This window comes from Lentzea cavernae (assembly GCF_014653695.1).
Classification (GTDB): Bacteria; Actinomycetota; Actinomycetes; order Mycobacteriales; family Pseudonocardiaceae; genus Lentzea; species Lentzea cavernae.
In genome coordinates this window covers 39901-57745 of record NZ_BNAR01000014.1, presented here as the reverse complement: position 1 = coordinate 57745, position 17845 = coordinate 39901, and the positions used below count along the sequence as shown (strand labels likewise).

21 protein-coding genes and 1 tRNA gene are annotated in these 17845 nt (G+C 69.6%); 16 read left to right on the top strand and 6 right to left on the bottom strand.

Features of this window, described 5'->3' with window-relative positions:
- Positions 1-46: 46 nt before the first annotated feature.
- Genes IE307_RS34700 through IE307_RS34685 form a run of 4 tightly spaced genes read left to right on the top strand, consistent with a single transcriptional unit; the run spans position 47 to position 2307 of the window.
- Entirely contained in the window at positions 47-733 is a 687-nt protein-coding gene (locus IE307_RS34700) for a response regulator transcription factor (RefSeq protein ID WP_229905374.1), read from the top strand.
- Between the two features lie 38 nt (positions 734-771).
- Complete coding sequence (locus IE307_RS34695) at positions 772-1632, top strand: sensor histidine kinase (protein WP_191303813.1); 861 nt, start codon at positions 772-774, stop codon at positions 1630-1632.
- A gap of 5 nt (positions 1633-1637) precedes the next feature.
- A complete protein-coding gene (locus IE307_RS34690; RefSeq protein WP_089909148.1) occupies positions 1638-2138 on the top strand; it encodes a MogA/MoaB family molybdenum cofactor biosynthesis protein in 501 nt (166 codons plus the stop codon).
- Positions 2125-2307 (top strand): hypothetical protein, encoded by a 183-nt coding sequence (locus IE307_RS34685; protein WP_191303651.1) that lies wholly within the window; start codon positions 2125-2127, stop codon positions 2305-2307. Before IE307_RS34690 ends, IE307_RS34685 begins: the two co-directional genes overlap by 14 nt.
- Before the next feature lie 470 nt (positions 2308-2777).
- Here IE307_RS34685 and mscL read toward each other — a convergent pair whose 3' ends face one another.
- The 4 genes from mscL to IE307_RS34665 all read right to left on the bottom strand — a co-directional run bounded on the left by mscL (position 2778) and on the right by IE307_RS34665 (position 4836).
- A complete protein-coding gene (mscL, locus tag IE307_RS34680; protein ID WP_191303650.1) occupies positions 2778-3221 on the bottom strand; it encodes a large-conductance mechanosensitive channel protein MscL in 444 nt (147 codons plus the stop codon).
- Complete coding sequence (locus IE307_RS34675; RefSeq protein ID WP_191303649.1) at positions 3221-3775, bottom strand: SAF domain-containing protein; 555 nt, start codon at positions 3773-3775, stop codon at positions 3221-3223. The genes mscL and IE307_RS34675 overlap by 1 nt, the downstream gene beginning before the upstream one ends.
- 71 nt (positions 3776-3846) lie before the next feature.
- Positions 3847-4176 (bottom strand): FmdB family zinc ribbon protein, encoded by a 330-nt coding sequence (locus tag IE307_RS34670; protein WP_191303648.1) that lies wholly within the window; start codon positions 4174-4176, stop codon positions 3847-3849.
- A gap of 93 nt (positions 4177-4269) precedes the next feature.
- Positions 4270-4836: a 5-formyltetrahydrofolate cyclo-ligase gene (locus IE307_RS34665; protein ID WP_191303647.1), complete on the bottom strand. Its 567-nt coding sequence runs from the start codon at positions 4834-4836 to the stop codon at positions 4270-4272.
- A 38-nt stretch (positions 4837-4874) separates the two neighbouring features.
- Here IE307_RS34665 and IE307_RS34660 point away from each other — a divergent pair, with 38 nt between their 5' ends.
- The 10 genes from IE307_RS34660 (at position 4875) to IE307_RS34615 (ending at position 14333) form a co-directional block, all read left to right on the top strand.
- Complete coding sequence (locus IE307_RS34660; RefSeq protein ID WP_191303646.1) at positions 4875-5759, top strand: UTP--glucose-1-phosphate uridylyltransferase; 885 nt, start codon at positions 4875-4877, stop codon at positions 5757-5759.
- A gap of 17 nt (positions 5760-5776) precedes the next feature.
- Positions 5777-7000: a molybdotransferase-like divisome protein Glp gene (gene glp, locus IE307_RS34655; protein WP_191303645.1), complete on the top strand. Its 1224-nt coding sequence runs from the start codon at positions 5777-5779 to the stop codon at positions 6998-7000.
- Entirely contained in the window at positions 6997-7650 is a 654-nt protein-coding gene (locus tag IE307_RS34650) for a GNAT family N-acetyltransferase (protein ID WP_191303644.1), read from the top strand. The genes glp and IE307_RS34650 overlap by 4 nt, the downstream gene beginning before the upstream one ends.
- A gap of 156 nt (positions 7651-7806) precedes the next feature.
- Complete coding sequence (gene sepX / locus IE307_RS34645) at positions 7807-8523, top strand: divisome protein SepX/GlpR (protein ID WP_191303643.1); 717 nt, start codon at positions 7807-7809, stop codon at positions 8521-8523.
- A gap of 59 nt (positions 8524-8582) precedes the next feature.
- A tRNA-Ala gene (locus IE307_RS34640) sits at positions 8583-8655 on the top strand.
- A 99-nt stretch (positions 8656-8754) separates the two neighbouring features.
- Positions 8755-9501, top strand: a complete 747-nt coding sequence (locus IE307_RS34635; RefSeq protein ID WP_191303642.1) for a hypothetical protein — start codon at positions 8755-8757, stop codon at positions 9499-9501.
- Between the two features lie 93 nt (positions 9502-9594).
- Entirely contained in the window at positions 9595-9975 is a 381-nt protein-coding gene (locus IE307_RS34630) for a cupin domain-containing protein (protein ID WP_191303641.1), read from the top strand.
- A gap of 68 nt (positions 9976-10043) precedes the next feature.
- Positions 10044-10598 carry a hypothetical protein gene (locus IE307_RS34625; RefSeq protein WP_191303640.1) on the top strand — a complete coding sequence of 185 codons (555 nt, stop codon included), beginning with the start codon at positions 10044-10046 and terminating at the stop codon, positions 10596-10598.
- A 255-nt stretch (positions 10599-10853) separates the two neighbouring features.
- Positions 10854-12854 carry a serine/threonine-protein kinase gene (locus tag IE307_RS34620; RefSeq protein WP_229905373.1) on the top strand — a complete coding sequence of 667 codons (2001 nt, stop codon included), beginning with the start codon at positions 10854-10856 and terminating at the stop codon, positions 12852-12854.
- 204 nt (positions 12855-13058) lie between these two features.
- Positions 13059-14333: a hypothetical protein gene (locus tag IE307_RS34615; protein WP_229905372.1), complete on the top strand. Its 1275-nt coding sequence runs from the start codon at positions 13059-13061 to the stop codon at positions 14331-14333.
- A 142-nt stretch (positions 14334-14475) separates the two neighbouring features.
- On the opposite strand, the gene IE307_RS34610 is transcribed toward IE307_RS34615, so the two are convergent.
- Positions 14476-15078, bottom strand: coding sequence for a hypothetical protein (locus IE307_RS34610; RefSeq protein WP_191303638.1), 603 nt, complete (start codon positions 15076-15078; stop codon positions 14476-14478).
- Between the two features lie 64 nt (positions 15079-15142).
- Here IE307_RS34610 and IE307_RS34605 point away from each other — a divergent pair, with 64 nt between their 5' ends.
- A complete protein-coding gene (locus tag IE307_RS34605) occupies positions 15143-15664 on the top strand; it encodes an RNA polymerase sigma factor (RefSeq protein WP_229905371.1) in 522 nt (173 codons plus the stop codon).
- Complete coding sequence (locus IE307_RS34600; protein WP_191303637.1) at positions 15654-16310, top strand: hypothetical protein; 657 nt, start codon at positions 15654-15656, stop codon at positions 16308-16310. Before IE307_RS34605 ends, IE307_RS34600 begins: the two co-directional genes overlap by 11 nt.
- On the opposite strand, the gene IE307_RS34595 is transcribed toward IE307_RS34600, so the two are convergent.
- Positions 16297-17835, bottom strand: coding sequence for a dolichyl-phosphate-mannose--protein mannosyltransferase (locus tag IE307_RS34595; RefSeq protein ID WP_229905370.1), 1539 nt, complete (start codon positions 17833-17835; stop codon positions 16297-16299). The genes IE307_RS34600 and IE307_RS34595 overlap by 14 nt on opposite strands.
- Positions 17836-17845: the final 10 nt, after the last annotated feature.

Here is a 17845-nt window from a genome sequence, read left to right as displayed (position 1 = left end):
TGTGACGATGCGGGCCGGGCAGGCGTTCTTGGCTTAGCGTGGTGACGTGGTGGAAAGGGTCCTGGTCGTCGACGACGACACGACGGTGCGCGACGTGGTGCGCCGCTACCTCGAACACGCCGGGTACGAGGTCGAGCTCGCCGGTGACGGGGAGCAGGCGCTGGAGCTGATGGCCGCGCACGAGCCGGACATCGTGGTGCTGGACCTGATGCTGCCCGGCATCGACGGCCTCGAGGTGTGCCGGCGGATCCGGGAGCGCGGCAGCACGCCCGTCGTCATGCTGACGGCGCTGGGCGAGGAGGAAGACCGCATCGCCGGGCTGCAGATCGGCGCGGACGACTACGTCACGAAGCCCTTCAGCCCACGTGAGCTGGCGTTGCGCGTCTCGTCGGTGCTGCGGCGGGCGCACCGGGCGTTCGAGCCGCGGGTGGTGCGCGACGGGAACCTCGTGCTGGACGTCGCCGCGCACACCGCGACGCTGGACGGGCGGCCGTTGCAGCTGACGACCCGCGAGTTCGACCTCCTGGCGTTCTTCATCGGCAACGCCGGCAAGGCGTTCGGCCGGGCCGAGCTGCTGGAACGGGTGTGGGGCTGGCAGTTCGGCGACCAGTCGACGGTGACCGTCCACGTGCGACGGTTGCGGGAGAAGATCGAGGAGGACCCGGCGAAGCCCCGCAGGCTGAGCACGGTGTGGGGCGTCGGCTACCGGTACGACCCGTGGTCAGCCCTGTGAGCCCGGGCTGGCTGAGCCGCGTCTCGCTGACCACCGCGATGACCGTCATGGTCATCGTGCCGGTGGTGGCGACCATCGCCGGTGTGCTCGTGGTCAGCGGGTTCATGTTCACGCCGATGCTCAACGCCGCGCTCGCCGCGTGCGCGCTGGTCGGGGTGGTCACCGTGCCGTTCTCGATCATGCTGGGCCGTGCGATCGCCCGGCGGACCATGTGGGAGCGCGAGGCGGAGGCGGCCCGGCGGCAGCTCGTGGCGTGGATCAGCCACGACCTGCGGACGCCGCTGGCCGGCATCCGGGCGATGACCGAGGCGCTGGAGGACGGCGTCGTCTCCGAACCCGGCGAGGTCGCCGTCTACGCCAAGCAGATCGCGCTGGAGGCAGACCACCTGTCGAAGCTGGTGGACGACCTCTTCCAGCTCTCCCGGATCACCGCGGGCGCGCTGAACCTGCCGATGCACGACGTCGCCCTGGCCGACGTGGTCAGCGACGTGGTCGCCGCGTCCCGCCCGGTCGCCTCGCGCGAAGGCGTCGAGCTGCGTGCGGACGCCCGCGCCTGGCCGGTCGTGCGGGGCTCCGATCCGGAACTGATGCGTGTCGTGCGCAACCTCGTGGCCAACGCCATCCGCCACACGCCGGAGGGCGGCACGGTCGCCGTCCAGGTCGATGTGGACGGACCCGAGGCGGTGGTGCGAGTGGACGACGCGTGCGGCGGCATACCCGATGACGTGCTGCCACAGGTCTTCGACGTGGGCTTCCGCGGCTCGTCCGCCCGCAATCCGTCGGGCGCCGGACTGGGCCTTTCCATCGCGAGAGGCCTCGCCGACGCGCACCACGGGCGCATCAGCGTCCAGAACCACGGTCCTGGCTGCCGCTTCGAAGTCCGACTCCCGCTACGGTGATCGGTATGGAACGCAGCGCGCAGCGCCTTGGCCGCGCTTTGGTCGTGATCGTGGACGACCGGGTGGCGCACGGCGAGCAGGACGACAACTCCGGGCCTCTCGTCACCGAACTCCTCGAAGAAGTGGGCTTCATCGTCGACGGCACCGTCGCGGTCGAGGGTGAGGTGGTCGACATCCGGGCCGCTCTCAACACGGCCGTCATCGGTGGCGTCGACCTGGTGGTCACCGTGGGCGGCACAGGCGTGTCCCCGCGCGACGTCACCCCCGACGCCACGCAGGGCGTGCTCGACCGCCCCATCCACGGCATCGCCGAGGCGCTCCGCGCCTCCGGTCTTGCCGCGGGCGCGGTCGACGCGGGCATCTCGCGCGGCCTCGCCGGCGTCTCGGGCAGCACCTTGGTCGTCAACCTCGCCGGGTCGCGCTCCGCGGTCCGCGACGGCATGGCGACCCTGTCCGCCCTGGTGCCCTACGTGATCGAGCAGCTGAGCGGTCTTGACGAAGAGTGATTCACCGAAGCCGGCCGACGACGACGCCGCCGCGCGTCGTCGCCGGTTGGCCGAGGTGTTCGGCGACGTGCTCCCGGAGACGACGTCGGACGAGCGCGGTGGCGGGGGCTCGGCGGACGACCGCGAGGCCTGGTACCGCGACAACCGGCCGCCGCACCACGGCGGCTGACACGGGCGCTGCCCGTGCCTTCGGGCTCCTGGTGGGGCTTGGACGCGCTGCTGGTGGTGACTTGCCGCCGGGCGGGCGGCTGTGACAAGGCTGGGTTCGGGGACGCGCCGAAGGTCGGGTCGCGCCGCTGTGGCCGCGGGTCTGTGGCGGACACCGGGTGTGTTGAGCGGCGGGAGTTCGCTGCCGCATGTCTGGCGGGAGTCCACCGCCGAGCTGGTGGCGTCGTTGCGGCGCGAAGCGCTGACCCACCCCGCAGGCGGAACTCGTGTTGCTGCCGCACAACTCGGGCCAGCCGCGATGTCTGGTGGCGTGAACGCGGGAACGTGCGCGTCGCGCGGCGCAGCCGCGTTGTGGTGACCCCACGATCCCAGCGGGTGCCAGGCGGCGTCCCGCCAGTGCCAGGGACAAAGCGCGCGGGACCGCGGTGGAGCCACGGCTGCGCGCTTCGTCTCGGCGGGGACGGGCGGAGGTCAGATCGCGGGGCCGCGGCGCTCGGGTGCCACCACGGTGGTCTGCGGCTGGGTGTTCTGCTGGGCCGCGAGCAGGTCGCGGATCTCGATCAGCAACTCGACGTTCGTCGGCTCGGCCGGGCCGGCCTCCTCGCCCCTCTTGCGGCGCTCCTGGATCTTCTGGATCGGGAGCACCAGGACGAAGTAGACGACAGCGGCGACGATGACGAAGTTGATCGCCGCGTTGATGACGTTGCTGAAGTCGAGGTACGTGTCCTCCTTGCCGGAGCGGATGTAGAAGCCCAGACCCTTCGTCTCGGTGCTGCCGAGCGAAGCGATGAGCGGCTTGATGAGGCTCGTGGTGAACGCGGTGACGATCGCGGTGAAGGCCGTGCCGATGACCACGGCCACGGCCAGGTCGACGACGTTTCCGCGCATCAGAAAGTCTTTGAATCCCTTCAGCATCAGCGGAGAGTAACGGCTAATGCATGATCCAGTGACATCGCTGCCACACGAGTTGCATTAAGTCTCGGCAACGTGAGGACGACGACCTGGCCGCGCGTCTCGCGCACCGCGGCGTTCTCCGCGACGACCTCGCCGGAGGCGGACACCACGTCGACCCGGCCGCCCGGCCGCACCACGGCGGCCAAGCCCTGGTCAGCCACCCGGACGGCCACCGACGCCTGGTCCGGGGCCACGTCGGACAGGTCGAAGTCGGTCAGCGGGACGCCCGCCCGCGCGGGCGACGACAGGGCGCGGCCCACCACAGCGTCGGAACCGGGGAACGAGCCTGGCAACGGCGCGGCGAGCGACACGACCCGGACGTCGGAGGACGTGAGCGGCGCTCCGGCCGGCAGGTCGCGGGAGGCGACGACGGCGGGATGGCCCACGTCGGGCCAGAAGAACGTCGACAGGGCCAGCAAGGCGAGGCCCAGGGCCAGGAACCGGCGCCACGCGGGAGACGGGCGGCGGCGCGACAGGGAGCGGACTCGGTCGAGGGCTGAGGTGGAAAGGGTCATGCCTCCGACCGTAGGGCGGTCGGAGGCATGTCGAGTGGGGTCGGTCGCAAGTTGTGGACAACTCGCGATCTTCAGGAGGCCGCGGCCGCCGGAGCGCTCTTCGAGGACTTCGAGGAGTCCGAAGAGGACGACGAAGAGGACGATGAAGAAGTCGAAGTGGACTTCGTGTCCGAGGACTTCTTCTCCGGCGTGGACGTCGTGGAGGCAGACGCGCTCGACGAGCCCGAACGGCTGTCCGTCCGGTAGAAACCGCTGCCCTTGAAGACGACGCCGACGGCGCCGAACAGCTTGCGCAGCTTGCCCGAGCACTCCGGGCACTCGGTGAGGGAGGCGTCGCTGAACGACTGCACAGCCTCGAACCGGTGCTCACACGCGGTGCAGGCGTACTGGTACGTAGGCACTGGGTTGCTCCTAGCTCTGGCACTCGACCGTTGTGAGTGCCAACACGATTTTCGCTCAGGACCTTCCCGGAGCGCAAACACCCCCGGCCAAAGTCACAGCCACCGCAGCCCGCCGGACGGGGTCAGCACCCCGTTCATCCGCACGTCGTGGGGCTCGCCGGGCACCTCCGCCAGCACCTCGTCATCCCGCACGACGCCCACCAGAGGCGCGTTGACCAGCGGCAACGAGCGGTCGTAGTGCCCCTGGCCCTTCCCGATCCGCACCCCGGACACCGACACGGCCAGCGCCGGCACGAGCACCAGCGAGGCTCCAGCGATCGCCGAGGCGCCGAGCCGGGGACCGGTCGGCTCCAGCAGCTTGAACCCGGCGGGCGCGAGAGCGGAGGGCCCGTCGTAGACCGCCCAGTCCAACGGCGAGTCGCCCGTCACGACCGGAAGCAGCACCCGGCACCGCAGCCCGTCGAGCCACGACCCGTCTCCGGGCTCCGATCCGACCGGCAGGAAGGCGCACACCGTCTGATCAGGCGCAACGTCCAGAGCGGCGACGTGCGACGCGAGCGCGACGGCTTCGAGGTTGCGAACTTCGGCCGGCAAAGCCCGCCGCGCGGCCAGCAACCGTGAACGCAGTGCGACCTTCCGGTCACGAAGATCGGACGTCATGGTGGGTACCCCCAGGTATGTCGTTAGCATCGCAGCCCATGAGCAGCGCCTTCCACACCGCTATCGTGCCCGCGGCCGGTCTGGGCACCCGTTTCCTCCCCACGACAAAAGCCGTGCCGAAGGAACTGCTGCCCCTGGTCGACACCCCCGCCATCGAGTACGTGGCGCGCGAGGCAGCGGAGGCCGGCGCGAAGAAGCTGGTCATCGTGACGTCGCCGACCAAGGCGTCGGTCGCGAACTACTTCGACGAGAACCCCGACCTCGAGCAGTCGCTGACCGACAAGGGCAAGACCGACCTGGTCGAGAAGATCCAGCGGGCCCCGAAGCTGATCAAGGCCGAGACCGCGATCCAGGACCAGGCGCTCGGCCTGGGCCACGCCGTCGGCTGCGCCGAGGGCAACCTGACCGGTGAGGACGAGGCCGTCGCGGTGCTGCTGCCCGACGACATCATCCTGCCGACCGGTGCGCTCAAGAAGATGGCGGAGGTCCGCCAGGAGAAGGGCGGCAGCGTCCTGCTGGCGTTCGACATCCCGCGCGAGCAGATCTCCGCTTACGGCGTGTTCGACGTCCGCGACACCGGCAGCGACGACGTCAAGCAGGTCGTCGGCATGGTCGAGAAGCCGAAGCCGGAGGACGCGCCGTCGACGTTCGCGGCGGCTGGCCGGTACCTCCTCGACCGGGCGATCTTCGACGCGCTCAAGCGCATCACCCCCGGCGCGGGCGGTGAGCTGCAGCTCACCGACGCCATCGCGCTGCTGATCAACGAGGGTCACCCCGTGCACGTCGTCGTCCACCGCGGCGGGCGACACGACCTCGGCAATCCCGCCGGATTCCTGCGTGCTGCGGTTGACTTCGCACTCAACACCCCGGAGTACGGACCCGATCTGCGCGAGTGGTTGCGGGAACGCCTCGACAACTCCTGAGCGCGAGGACCAATCACATGAGGTCAGTGGACGAGCAGCTCGCTCGGGTGATCGCGGCCGCGGTGCGGCCGGCACCCGTGCGAGTCGCGATCTCCGAGTCGCAGGGCCTGCTCTGCGCTGAGGAGGTCGTCGCGGAACGCGCGTTGCCCGGCTTCGACCAGGCGGCCGTGGACGGCTACGCGGTGCGCAGCGTCGACGTGTCCGGCGCGAACGCGAGCCCGGTGCAGCTGCCGGTCGTGGGCGAGATCCCGGCCGGCTCCCGGCAGCCCCGGCGGCTGCAGCCCGGCCAGGCGGTGCGGATCGCGACCGGCGCGCCGCTGCCGACCCTGGCCGACGCGGTCGTGCCGCTCGGTTACACCGACGGCCACCAGGCCAAGGTGACGGTCAACCGCAGCGTGCCGTCCGCCGGGTTCGTCCGCCGCACCGGTGAGGACGTGCAGACGGGCGACGTGGCCGTGCGCAGGGGCGCGTCCATCGGCGCTGCCCAGGTGGGTCTTCTGGCCGCCGTCGGGCGCAACAAGGTGCTCGTGCACCCGAGGCCGCGCGTGTCGGTCATCTCGCTCGGCGAGGAGCTCGTCGACGTCGACCGCACGCCCGGCCAGGGCCAGGTCTACGACGTGAACTCGTACGCGCTGGCCGCCGCCGCACGGGACGCGGGCGCCGAGGTCAGCCGGGTCGGCATCATGTCGGCCGACCCGCGCCGGCTGCGCGAGGTGATCGAGGGCAGGCTGCTGCTGTCCGAGATCGTCGTGATCGCCGGTGGCGTGGGCGGCACGATCGGCGACGAGGTCAAGGCCGCGATCACGGACCTGGGCGACATGGACGTCACCCGCGTCGGCATGCACCCCGGCTCCGCGCAGGGCTTCGGCAGGCTGGGCCCCGACGCCGTGCCGACGTTCCTGCTGCCCGCGAACCCGATGAGCGCGCTCGTGGTGTTCGAGGTGCTGGTCAGGCCCCTGATCAGGGCCGCGCTGGGCAAGAAGAACCCGTACCGCCGCGCCGTCAGCGCACGCCTGCTGTCGCCGCTGCAGTCGACGAAGGGCCGCCGGGGCTTCCTGCGCGGCCAGCTGCTGCGCGACGCGGACAACGGCGAGTACCTGGTGCAGCCCCTCGGCACGTCCGGGTCGCACCTGCTCGCGTCGCTGGCGGAGGCGAACTGCCTGATCATGGTCGACGAGGACGTCACCGAGGTCTCCGTCGGCGAAGAGGTGCTGGTCAGCTTCCTAGCGCAGCGTGGATGAGCGTTTTCGCCGATCTGGGCAGGCACCCCGGCTGGCCGGTCCGGCTGGGGCCTCTCCAGGTGCGCGCGGGAACCGTCGAGCTGCGCGGACCGCGGCTCTTCGACGGGTCGACCTGGTCGAAGCTCCGCATCCGTGACCGCGCGTACCTCGAGCAGTGGGAGCCCACCGCGCAGGAGGGCTGGGACCAGCGCAACGCGACGATGTCCTGGCCCGCGCAGTGGTCGTCGTTGCGCGGCATGGCCCGGCGCGGCACCACGCTGCCGTTCATGATCCTGGTGGACGGCGAGGTCGCCGGTCAGATCACCATCGGCAACATCGTGCGCGGCTCGCTGCTGTCCGCGTGGATCGGCTACTGGGTGGCCGCCGACCGCGCCGGGGGCGGCGTCGCGACGGCGGCCGTCGCGCTGCTCACGGACCACGCCTTCCGCGACGCCGGGCTGCACCGGCTCGAGGCCACCGTGCGTCCCGAGAACGGCCCCTCGATCCGTGTGCTCACGAAGTCCGGCTACCGCGAAGAAGGTCTCTTCAAGCGTTATCTGGATGTTGCCGGACAGTGGCGCGACCACCTCTGCTTCGCGCTCACGACCGAAGAGGTCCCGGATGGCCTAGTGCGCCGTTTGGTCGCACGCGGAGAGGCCCGTTTTCCCTGACGATTGCTTCCGTTTGTCCTAATCGCTTCACCCAAAAGTGGGTGATAGACCACACTTTCGTACGTACGGCAGTCGGCGAGCCTCCGAGACAGGTGTGACTGTTGTGACTAGCGTGGTTGACAGCACCACGCGTGGGCCGGGGGAGGTGTACGGGGAATGCCGAGTTCGCTGATCATCGTTGCGCTGGTCATCGCCTGGCTGGTGGTCCTCGTCCCCATGATGGCCCGCAAGCGCCAGGAGAGCGCGCGCAGCGTGGGGGAGGAGTACGACGCCATGCCGGACGCCGAGTACGACGACATCCACGACATCGACGACGACTACTTCGACGAGGAGGAGTACGTCGAGCGCCCGTTCCGGCGTGGCCGTGGTGGCTACGACCCGGAGACCGCCGCGCTGGTCGCGCAGGCGAAGTACGCCTTCCGCCGCAGGGTGGTGGCATTCCTGCTGGTCGCCGCGGTGGCGTCCGGAATCGTCGCCGGAGTCTTCCTCGCGAAGCTCTGGTACGCCCACGCCGCCCTCGACCTGCTGCTCGTCGGCTACCTCACCTATCTGCGCCGGCAGGTGCGGATCGAGGAGGAGATCCGCGCACGCCGTCTCGCCCGCCTGCAGCAGGTGCGCCGCCGCCGTGCGACGGGCCCGCAGCAGCAGCAGGAGGCCCCGGCCGTCGCCGAGATCCCGCAGCAGGCCGCCGAGGAGCCCGAGACCACCCAGGTCGAGGTCGTCGACGACAGGCCGGCGCTGCCACCGCTGCCGCGCTTCGAGCACCACGTGCGTCCGGGCACCATCCCGGTCGACTCCGACGACGAGGACCCGGTCTTCGTCGAGCTCGACGGAGTCGAGTCGCTGCGGTACCGAGGTGCTGTCGGGGCATAGGTGGGGGTGGTGAAAACACCCCCTCCGGGACTGCTATAGTTCTCCCCGTAAGACGGCAAGGGGCTGTAGCACAGTTGGTAGCGCGTCTCGTTCGCATCGAGAAGGTCAGGGGTTCGATTCCCCTCAGCTCCACGTAAGAAGAGAGCCGGTGGTCATTGACCACCGGCTCTCTTCTTTTGCGTCTGGTGAAACACATTCGGCTGAAGTCGTGCTGACGGATACCTTGTGCGCGTGAACATCCTTGGGGGATTGAAAGCTCTGTTCGTAGTGGGGGCGGCACTCGCCGCCGTCAGTTGTTCGCCGGGCTCGGAAGACCAGCCGCCGGCGACGCAGGAGAAGAAGCACTTCGACGTCACGGGCTGGGGAAAGCTGAAGCCCGGCATGTCCAAACAGGACGCTCTCGCGACCGGCGAACTCGCGTCCACCGGCGCGGGCAAGATCGGTACCTGCGAGGACTTCCGCTACCAGGGCGCACCGGCACCGGACCCGAAGCAGATCGCCGAGGGCGACGAGCTGGACCAGAAGATCGCCGCCGCGCAGAAGGCCGCGGACGAGGCGAAAGCGGCGATCGGGCCCGAGCCGGGACCGAACGCGGGGGCCGCGGACTACGCCGCGTCGGCGGAGCGGCTCGCGGCGTCCGCCGAGGCGAGCAACAAGGTGGTGCAGCTGACCGTGGAGTCCACGAAGCGCATCGCCGACCAGGCCGAGGCGCGGGAGGCCCACGGTGGCGTGTTGTTCGCCGGGGACGAGATCCGCATGATCCTGCCGCCGCCGGGCGCCACGGCCGCGAAGGACGTCGGCAAGGGGGCCACCGTCGAGCAGGTCAAGGCGGCCTACCCGAACGCCGTGGAGAAGGAGGCCGGCCAGAGCTTCGAGGTGCCGGTGCCCGATCAGCGGGGTGTGGTGCTGAGCTTCCACTTCACCGACGGGAAGCTCACGACGTTCCTGCTGTTCAACGGAGAGGCCACGTGCGGCTGAGCTGAGCGATTCCAGGCCGCTCGTCGTAATGCGGGCGGCACTTTCGGCTATATAACGGCCGTAAGCTCGTTCGGCTCCCGAAAGGCTGTACCCATGAGCGACGCGCCGCAGGACAAGGTCACGGTCCTGTCCGCTGAAGCCCTAGCCCAGCTGAAGTCGTTCCCGCTGCACGGCGACGAACGGCTGCAGAACAAGCTCCTGTGGAAGTCGCCCAACGGCGACACGATCGTCGGGCTGATCCAGATGGCGCCGGGTGCGCGCGACGTCGGGCACAACCACCCGTCGGCGACTCAGCACACGTGGGTCGTCGACGGCACGGTGAGCATCGGTGGCGTGGAGGCGACGGCGGGTTCGTACGCGTTCGTGCCGCCGGGTGTGGACCACGAAACGGTCGCGGGCGATGAGCCCGTCACGATGTTCTACATCTACCAGCCGTTCGCGGCGGAGCACGACCACGACCACGGGGATCACTGAATTCGCGCTCACCCATCTATGGGGTGAAGTTGAGTGAAGAACGCGGCGTCCACAAATAGTTTTCTCCTATGAGATCTGTGGTCGCCGCGTTATTACTCGTGGCCGTCACCTCCAGTGGTGCAGCGGCGTCGACCGAACCCCCTGCTGCCCGGTGCACGGCCGCCCGTCCCGTCGTCTCCAGCACGGGGACAGTTGTAGAAGCGCGCGTTCTCACCGGCTGCACGGCCGGTGAGCTCGTCGTCTTCCGGGCGTCGATGACCCTGCGCGCGCACGGCTCGTCCTGCGCCGCGGTCTCCGAGGAGCTCGAAGCGGACCCGGCCACGGAGCCGCAGTGGGTCCGCGCCCGTCTGGAACTGGAATGCGCGCCCGGTGAGAAGGGCCTGCTCGGCTCGCGGATCACCGTCGAGATGCGCGACCAGTCGAACGCCCGCGTCGCCACCTACGGCCTCGGCGACTCCTTCGCGGAGCGCGATCCGGCCGCGCGGCACCGGTGGACCGTCGAGTTCCTCGCGGGCCTGGGTGACCTGCCCGTGGTGTCCGATCCTGCTGTGGGATTTTCCGGCGGATCGGCCGGTCAGGGCAGTTCGCGCACCGTTTCCGAACACCGGGTCCTGGCCGGTTGACGCCGATTTTCCACCCGTTCGCCAGGTGTCCGTTCGTGCCGCCTTCGATAACGAATCGTGCAGTCGCGGCGACATCGGTCAACGGAGCCGTCCATCGCAACGTGTAAGAGCCAAGAGGCCCAACGCGTGCCGGACGGAGGTGTGACGCGGTGATCAAGAAAAGGGTTGCTGTGGCATCCGCCGCAAACCGAACGCACGTCGCAGGGTGACAGGTCGCCTAGGCTGGGGGTGATCTCGGAAGGGGTGGTGTGAGTCGTGGGGCTCGCTGAGTCCTTGCTCACGTGGCTGCACGGCTTCGTGGGTGCCAGTGTCTGCCCCGGTGACTGGGTGTGGACCACCACGGCGCTCGGTGCGGTGCTCGGGTTGTTCCCGACGATCGGGGCGCTGCTGTCCATCGCGGTGCGCCGGGTGGTCGGCAACTCCTACGGACCGGTGACCGGCGCCATCTTCACCGTGCTCGGCGTCGCCAGCTGTCTGGTGCTGCCGTGGCTCATCATGCGCGGATCCGTGCAGGGGCTGTCCACCCGGTCGATCATCGGGTCCGAGTCGCTCGCCGCGGAGACCTGCTTCGGCACGTTCTCGCAGGGCAGCTACCTGATCCAGGCGCCGTCGATCCTGGGCGTGATCCGGCAGCCGACGGCGCAGCCGTTGTTCCTGGCGGCCGCCGGCATCACCGCCGCGCTCGCGCTGCTGTGCCTGTTGTTCGTGATGCTGCAGTCGGGTTCGGCGTTCCGGCTCGGGCCGAACTGGCCGCGCCGCGTGTTCTGGCCCATGTTCCTGGTACTGCTGGTGACGACGTCGGCATTCCCCGTGACGCTCGTCGGCCACGTACTCCTCGGGTTCCTGCCGATTGCGATAATCGGCTCAATCGTCGTTCGGATTTTCGGGTTGACTACCGCCATGCTGAACCGCCCCGGCCGCGACCGGTCCCAGGACCGGAACTCGCAGAACTCGCCGCCACCGCAGCCGGTGGCGCGCAAGCCGCAACCCCAGAACAACCAGCTCCCGCAGGGGCAGCCGCAGAAGAAGGCGGCCACCAAGCCCATCAACGCGTCGGCTCACCAGCCGCCGCAGAACTCGTCGCACAACTCACCGCAGAACCCGCCGCCCTATCAGCCGGCGCAGGTGCCGAAGTACCAGCCGGCGCCGATGAACCGGCCGATGCGCCCGGTGACGCAGCCGCAACCGCAGCCGTCGAACCACCCGCAGAACCCGCCGCCGAGGCAGTACCCGCCGACCCGCGTCGCCGAGGTGCTGCCCCAGCCGAAGGCCCCGCAGCAGCCGTCGAACCCGGCGGTGCTCGCGGACACGCCGGGCCCGCTGCCGTTCGGTCCGGGTGCGGCGAACGCCGAGGCGCCCGCGCCGGTGCAGAAGTCGGGCAAGGTCTGGAACCCCGGCAACGGCAGGTTCCGCCGCGTCCGCCAGCTCGGGTCCGGCGGCTTCGGCACGGTCTGGCTGGCCACCGACGAGCAGCTGGACCGCATGGTCGCGGTGAAGCTCGCACACGCCCCGGACAACGAGACCGAGGCGCGCATGCTCCGCGAGGCCCGCGCGCTCGCGGCGGTCCGGCACCCGAACTGCGTGCGCGTGTTCGACATCGTCCAGGACCCGGACGGCCTGGCCCTGGTGATGGAGTACATCGAGGGCGCCTCGCTGTCCGAGACCGTGCTGAAGAACGGCCTGATCGACGACAAGCTCGCCGCCCGCCTGTGGCTGAACATGGCCGACGCGCTGGCAGCGGCCCACGACCGAGGCGTCCTGCACCGCGACGTGAAGCCGTCCAACGTCATCGTGGACGGCCAGGGCACCGCGCACCTGATCGACTTCGGCATCGCCCGCTCCAAGGGCGACAGCACCCTCACGGCCACCGGCATGATGGTCGGCACCCCGGACTTCCTCGCGCCCGAAACGGCCCGCGGCGAAACGGCATCACCGGCGTCCGACTCCTGGCAGCTGGCCGCGACGGTCTCCTACGCCCTGACCGGCCACCCGCCGCGCGGCTCCCGCGAGAACCCGATCTCCTCGCTGATGGCCGCCGCCCAGGGCGAACCGATCACCAAGCTGCCGCAGAACAGCAAGCACGCCCGCCTGCTCCTCGCGGCGATGGACCCAGAACCGGGGCGCCGCCCGTCGCTGGCCCAGGTGCGCGGGCAGCTGTCGCAGTTCCTCGACCAGGAGGGCATGAGCAAGGAGGGGCCGGTGACGAAGATGATCAGCAAGCCGACGCCGCCGCCCACGAGGCACATGCCGATGTAGGCGAACCGGGTGAACACCTCGCACGGCGGGTAACGGTCGTAAAGAGCTCAACGACGACAGCGTTGTTTCCTGACCGCAAAGCCGCCATGCGAGGGAACCATGACCGCTGAAGAGAGTTGGCATGCCGCACGCCTGATTCCGACTTCGGGCATCAACGGTGCTGAAGAACAAGAGCGACGGGCGACATCGGCCCTGCTGGCTGTCATGTCGGCGGTGCGCGAGTTCGGCAGGGCGCTGACCCAGCCGCTGGGAGCCCCCGCGGCCGCGGTGCAGACCTTCATCGAGGTCCCGTTCGAACTGGACGGCCGCAAGCTCATCCCGGACGGGTTGATCAGGGTGACCCGCGGCCAGAAGTCGTGGACCGCGCTGGTCGAGGTGAAGACCGGGTCCAACGAACTCCAGACGGAGCAGCTGGAGAACTACCTCGACATCGCGAGCAAGTTCGGTTTCGACGCCGTCATCACCATCTCGAACGAGATCTCGCCGCTTCCCGGCCAGCACCCGACCTCCGTGGACCGCAAGAAGCTCAAGAAGGTGGCGTTCCACCACTGGTCGTGGAGCGAGGTGCTCTGCGAGGCCGTGATGCAGAAGGAGCACCGCGGGGTGGCCGACCCGGACCAGGCGTGGGTCCTCGGCGAACTGATCAGGTACCTCGAACATCCCCGCTCAGGGGCGATGGCGTTCGAGGACATGGGAAGCTCTTGGGTCCCGCTGCGCGACGCGGTGGAGGCTCGCACGCTGCGGGCGACGGACAAGACCGCACCCGACGTGGTGCTCCGCTTCGAGGCGTTGCTCCGCTTCGCCGGGCTGCAGCTCGGCCGCCGCCTCGGCACGGACGTCACCCCCGCCCTGTCCCGCAAGGACCTCGCCGAGCCGCAGGTCCGCCTTTCCCGCCAGGTCACGCAGTTGGTGGCGGACGGGAGGCTGGCCGGGGGGATCCGCATTCCCGACACGGTCGGGACGCTGCACGTCACGGCCGATCTGCGAGCCGGCCGGGTGATCTGCGGCATCGACGTGGAAGGGCCGAGGGAAGGACGTCCGGCGACGCGGATCAACTGGCTCCTCAGGCAGTTGAAGAACGCGCCCGACTCCGTACGTCTGGAGGCGTTCGTCGCGCACGCCAGGGGAGCGGGCGCGTCGGAGTTGCTGGGTGCGGTCCGGGCGAACCCAGCGCTGCTGATCGCCGATCCGCAGAAGGAGATCCGCGGATTCCGGGTGGAGATCTCGGCTCCGATGGGCTCGAAGCGCGGCACCGGGCGCAACTCGTTCATCGACTCGGTGCTGAACGCGGTGTCCTCGTTCTACGAGGAGGTCGTGCAGAACCTCAAGCCGTGGGCCGCCACGCCGCCGAAGATCCGGGCGGAGGTCGCTTTCGCGCCGCCTGCGGACGTCCCGGTGGCGCTCGTGTCGACGGCTCCGTCGTCGCAGGACGGACCTGAGCTGAAGTCGCCGGAGCCGGTGATCCCGGTCGACGCCTAGGCGATCCGGGTGAACGTCGGACCGGTCCGTAACGGTGATCCACCGTTCACCGACCTACGTCGTGGTCCACCCGGAAGCCTCGGCATCTCACGGGATGCCACGCGAAGAGTGGTGAGGCGGTTTCCGCCGATCGCCTCACCACTCACCTTCGGCCGAACGGCCGCAACCTCTTGCGCAGCAGCAGGAACACGCCGGCCGCGCCGACGACGACCAGCCCCGCGATCCACACCGGTAAGGGCTTTCCCGACGGCTCGTCCGGCGCCACCGCGGCCGCCGGGGCGGGTGAGGCGGAGACCGCGGTTCTCGGCAGTGGCGGTGCGATCTCCTGCCACGGCGACGGGCCGTCCGCCGGTCCCCGCACCATCTGCGGGTCCACCGGCTTGAGCAGCAACGTGCCCGGCACCGTCAGCGTGCCGAGCAGGTGGTCGGGGAAGATGCCCTGCACGCCGAACACCTCGTAGGTGCCCGCGGGCAGGACGAACGTCACGGCGTAGTGCGCGGGTTCGCCGAGCCTGAAGCCGACGAACACGCGTTCGTCCGCGCCGTTGCGGAAGCGCAGGCCGGTCTTGTCCAGGTCGCCGGCGAACGGGTGCGTGCCGTGTTGCAGCACCCAGTAGCCGACCGTGTGGGTCACGGAGGGCTGGATCGACGGCACCGGGTCGACGTAGGTGACGGCCCAGGCGCCGGCGACAGCGCTCGGGGCGCTGATCAGCATGAAAGCGCACAACAAGGCGAGAATCCTCATGGCGCGAATACACCGGGAACCAACGTGAGGTTCCCGGTGTAGAGAGGGCATCACGGACGACGCGGTGGCACGGGCGATCGCAGGTGACCAGGCGGCCTACGGCGAGCTGGTCGCCCGGTACACCGCGCTCGCGCACCGGACGGCGTACCTGCTCGGGGCGGGTGCGGACGCCGGTGACGTGGTGCAGGAGGCGTTCGTGAAGGCCTACCGGAAGCTCCACACGTTCAAAGAGGGCCTCGACTTCAAGCCGTGGCTGCTCAAGATCGTCGCCAACGAGACCAAGAACCTGCACCGCGGCAGGCGCAGGCGGAATCTGATGGAGCTCAGGCTCGCGGCCGTCACCGAGACCGTCGACCACGACGATCCCGGCACGCTCGTGGACGACTCCCGGGCGAAGCTCCTGAAGGCCGTCCAGAGCCTGAACGAGCACGACCGCCAGGTCGTCACGTGCCGGTACCTGCTCGACCTGAGCGAGGCCGAGACCGCGCAGACCCTCAACCTCGCCAAGGGAACCGTGAAGTCGCGGTTGTCCCGCGCGCTCGCCAAGCTGCGCCCGATGCTGGAGGAGGTGGCCCATGACCGATGACCGGGCGGAAGCCCTCCGCGACCTCGGCCGCCACCTCCACGTGCCGGAGCCGCCGGACGTCACGGCAGCGGTTCTCACCAGGATCAACGCCCCGCGCAGGAGAAACCGGTGGCTCAAGGCGCTGGCGGCGGCCATCACGGCCTTCGCCATCGCCTTCGCGGTGTCGCCGGCGGTCAGGGCGGGCGTGCAGCAGCTGCTGGAGTTCGCGGGTGTCGAGTTCCGCACGGAAGCGCCGCGGAGCACCGCTGCACCCCTGCCCAGCCAGGACGTGTCGCTCGAAGCAGCGAGAACGCAGATGCCGTTCGAGATCCACCTGCCGCAGGAGCTGGGCGAGCCGGACGAGGTGACCGTCCACGAAGGACGATTCGTCACGCTGCACTACGGGGACCTAAGGCTCGACCAGTTCGACGGCACCATCAGCTCGACCGTCGGCAAGCTCGTCCACGGCGAAGGCGTCGAGCAGGTCGGCGACAAGATCTGGATCCCGTACCCGCACGTGTTCTTCTACATCGATCGCCAGGGCGGCTGGCACACCGAGGAACCGCGGACGGCCGGGCAAACCCTGCTCTGGCAACGAGGTCAGGTCACCATGCGACTCGAGGGCGACCTGACCAGGGAGCGGGCGCTGGAGATCAGCGCCAGCTAGGCAGCCAGAGCTGCTGCTGCCACATCTCCGGTGTGATCGGGTTGCCGTTGAGAATGGGCCACAGCCACACGAAGTTCGCCACCACGATGCCCACGTACAGCGCGACGACGAGCAGTCCGGTGCCACGGCGTTCGGAACCCGCCGTCCGCTTGCCGAGGACCTCGCCCATCGCCAGCACGATCAGCAGCACCAGGAACGGCGCCATCGGCGTGACGTAGAAGAAGTACATCTGCCGGTCGAGGTTGAGGAACCAGGGCAGCAGGCCCGCGGCGTAGCCGACCAGGACGCCCGCGTAGCGCCAGTCCATGCGGCCGATCGTGCGGAACAGGGCCCAGCCGATCACCGGGAACGCGAGCCACCACATGGCGGGCGTGCCGATGAGCATGATCGCGCCGAGGCACGACGCCGCGCCGCAGCCCGTCACGGAGTTGTCGTAGTAGTAGAGCATCGGACGCAGGCCCATCGGCCACGTCCACGGCTTCGACTCCCACGGGTGCCGGTTGGTCTCCGAGGTCACCAGCTCGACGTGGAACTTGTAGACGTTCTTCGCGTTGTACCAGAGCGACTGCAGGACGTCCGGGATGTACGAGACGTCCTGGACCTTGCCGCCGACCACGTGCCGGTCGATGCCGGTCTCGCTCGCCATCCACGGGAACCACGTCGCGACGTAGACGAGCACGGGGATCGCGACGAGGCCGCCCAGCGACGGCAGCACGTCCTTCGCCAGCGCGCCCAGCCACGGCTCCTCGACGCCCGCGGCACGACGGGCCAGCGCGCTCCAGACGACCGTCAGCAGACCGAACGCGGCGATGTACCAGATGCCCGACCACTTGATGCCGCACGCCGCACCGAGCATCACGCCCGCGCCGAAGCGCCACCAGCGGAAGCCCAGCCACGGCCCGAACGCCGAGCTGTTGATGAATCCTTCGCGCACGGCCTCGGCGAGTCGTGCCCGCACCTGTTCGCGGTCGACGACCAGACAGCCGAACGCGGCGACGACGAACAGCGCCAGGAAGATGTCGAGCATGCCCATCCGCGACTGGACGTGCGAGACGCCGTCCGCGATGAGCAGGACGCCGGCGAGCGCGCCCAGCAGGTCGGAACGGGTCAGGCGGCGGGCGATCCGGACGATCAGCAGGATCGTGATCGCGCCGGCGAGAGCGGAGGCGAACCGCCAGCCGATGCCGTCGTAGCCGAAGAGCTCCTGGCCGATCGCCATCAGCTGCTTCGCGAGCGGCGGGTGGACAATCAGCTCGTAGCCCGGGTTGTCCTCGTAGCCGCCGTTGCGCAGCACCTGCGCCGTCTGCGGCACGTAATGCTTCTCGTCGAAGATCGGCGTGCCCTTGTCCGTCGGATACCCGACGTTCCAGAAGCGCACGACGGCACCGATCAGCGTCACGACGGCCGTCATGAGCCACCCGCGCAACCGGTCTCCGGACGGAGGCGGGTCGAGCGCGGCCGCACGATCCGTGCGCGGCTCCTCGACGACGACGGGCGCCTCTCCTGGCTGCACGAGGACTGTCACGCCGCCGATC

Bases quoted from the DNA above. Each gene is read 5' to 3' on its own strand.
- IE307_RS34630 (WP_191303641.1), top strand. From the start codon at position 9,595: ATGAGCGACGCGCCGCAGGACAAGGTCACGGTCCTGTCCGCTGAAGCC.
- IE307_RS34665 (WP_191303647.1), bottom strand. From the start codon at position 4,836: ATGACGTCCGATCTTCGTGACCGGAAGGTCGCACTGCGTTCACGGTTG.
- IE307_RS34610 (WP_191303638.1), bottom strand. From the start codon at position 15,078: ATGAGGATTCTCGCCTTGTTGTGCGCTTTCATGCTGATCAGCGCCCCG.
- IE307_RS34650 (WP_191303644.1), top strand. From the start codon at position 6,997: ATGAGCGTTTTCGCCGATCTGGGCAGGCACCCCGGCTGGCCGGTCCGG.
- sepX (WP_191303643.1), top strand. From the start codon at position 7,807: ATGCCGAGTTCGCTGATCATCGTTGCGCTGGTCATCGCCTGGCTGGTG.
- IE307_RS34660 (WP_191303646.1), top strand. From the start codon at position 4,875: ATGAGCAGCGCCTTCCACACCGCTATCGTGCCCGCGGCCGGTCTGGGC.
- IE307_RS34675 (WP_191303649.1), bottom strand. From the start codon at position 3,775: ATGACCCTTTCCACCTCAGCCCTCGACCGAGTCCGCTCCCTGTCGCGC.
- IE307_RS34615 (WP_229905372.1), top strand. From the start codon at position 13,059: ATGTCGGCGGTGCGCGAGTTCGGCAGGGCGCTGACCCAGCCGCTGGGA.
- glp (WP_191303645.1), top strand. From the start codon at position 5,777: ATGAGGTCAGTGGACGAGCAGCTCGCTCGGGTGATCGCGGCCGCGGTG.
- IE307_RS34600 (WP_191303637.1), top strand. From the start codon at position 15,654: ATGACCGATGACCGGGCGGAAGCCCTCCGCGACCTCGGCCGCCACCTC.
- IE307_RS34695 (WP_191303813.1), top strand. From the start codon at position 772: ATGACCGTCATGGTCATCGTGCCGGTGGTGGCGACCATCGCCGGTGTG.
- IE307_RS34690 (WP_089909148.1), top strand. From the start codon at position 1,638: ATGGAACGCAGCGCGCAGCGCCTTGGCCGCGCTTTGGTCGTGATCGTG.
- IE307_RS34625 (WP_191303640.1), top strand. From the start codon at position 10,044: ATGAGATCTGTGGTCGCCGCGTTATTACTCGTGGCCGTCACCTCCAGT.
- mscL (WP_191303650.1), bottom strand. From the start codon at position 3,221: ATGCTGAAGGGATTCAAAGACTTTCTGATGCGCGGAAACGTCGTCGAC.